Source organism: Pseudoalteromonas sp. DL2-H2.2, from assembly GCF_021532535.1.
Classification (GTDB): Bacteria; Pseudomonadota; Gammaproteobacteria; order Enterobacterales; family Alteromonadaceae; genus Pseudoalteromonas; species Pseudoalteromonas rubra_A.
Genome location: NZ_JAKGBD010000032.1, coordinates 1 through 1,640 on the forward strand (window position 1 = coordinate 1; position 1,640 = coordinate 1,640).

The window sequence follows — 1,640 nt, forward strand, 5'->3', positions numbered from 1 at the left end:
CCGACAATCATTGTCAGGCTCCAAACGAGAAAGCTCGAATCGAACGAGTTAGGCTTTTTGCGTTTAAGTCCCTCAGCAACAGCTAAACCAGCTCATTTCACCTTGCGCAAAGTAAATGTACTCGCGTCGTTCACTGTCATTGTACTTTGCACATGTGATCTAATGTCAAAATTAAATATCCATCGATACGATATTGATTTTGCAGCCCTCTGATTAAATTAAGCGCTCCGAACAGACTAAAGATCCCAGAAAGAAAGTGCGCATGCTCGCATTGGCTCATTTCTTTGAAGGGAAATCTCGCTATTAGATTGCTGAATACTTGAAGGTCAGTCGTACTAGCGTGAACAAATGGGTGAAGACTATCTTGACTATGGATTAGAAGGCCAGGAAGAACTAACTCGCTCGGGCCGCTCTTGCAAACTGGGTGATGCACAACTGAAGCAGCTTAAAGCGTATGTACTCGGCTCTATAGAGCGCACGCAAGGTGGTCGGCTAACACTAGAAGATATTCAGCAATATATCTGAGCTTTTCACATAAAATACGAGTTGTCGGCTGCTCGCAGGTTGTTGAAAAGGCGCAACTTCTCATGGAGCAGCAGTCGGTCAATCCATCCTAAAGGGGGTCAAGCTCGCCAGGAAGCTTTTAAAAAATTTTTAGCTGAAAAAGGCTCACGGCCAAGAGTTGTAAAGCTGCAACAATTCGAATATGCCTATCTGTTTGGTGCAGTGTGTCCAACGACTGGTGAAACAGAAGCACTCATCTCACCTTTAGTGAATAAAGAAGTCATGTATGCTCACCTGGCGCAAATATCACAAAGGACTCAACCAGGAAGAATGGCCGTGGTCATCATGGATCGCGCAGCCTGGCACTTCAAAGAGGGTTTGGTAGAGGGCTTAGAGAATGTAGTGATCATTAGGCTACCGCCTTATTCCCCTGAGCTAAACCCCATAGAGCAAGTGTGGAGCAGGCTTAGACGACACAAGTTATCCAACAGAACCTTTGCAAGCTACGGTGACATTTTGGATCAGGTTAGTGAAGCATGGAATGCGTTTATCTCATATGCTGACAGGGTAAAGTCATTATGCTTTAGGGGCTGTATAAATCTGACCAGTTAATTATTCAAAATGGTATAAGTAATATTAATATAATGAACCGGGCACATACCATATCGACTAGATGAGTAAGAAGTAGTGGAGCTAATAACACGGATGCTGAAGGCATTCTTTGCTCAACGCGCGATTTTATAGGAAGTAAAACGACTAAAGCCCGCCGATGCAATTTTTATTAACTTTCTGGCTCTCTCTATATCCAGTGCTATATATCTGAGAAGTAGAACAGACAGAATATTGGCTCTGAGCGCCTCTCATAATATGGTCTGTAGTGTGGTCTATTTGCAATCTTATCCACAGTTGGTTGTGTGTATCTTGTTTGTGTTTTGTGTGTATTTGGGAGGGGCGCGGTGGTGACATTTTATCGATAGAAAAATGCAAAAAGGGGTTGCATCGTTTTTCTATTTCCCTATAATGCGCATCCACCGACACGGGGCACAACGCTGAAAAGCAACGAGCCAACGAGTTGGGAGTCAAATAAAACTTGATTCTGAATCTTTTCAAAATTAAGTGTTGACATAAAATGGGAA

1 pseudogene is annotated in these 1,640 nt (G+C 43.2%); it reads left to right on the plus strand.

The features are described from left to right. The first annotated feature begins 217 nt into the window (after positions 1 to 217). Positions 218 to 1,116, plus strand: a pseudogene (locus L1285_RS23450) (IS630 family transposase). Positions 1,117 to 1,640: the final 524 nt, after the last annotated feature.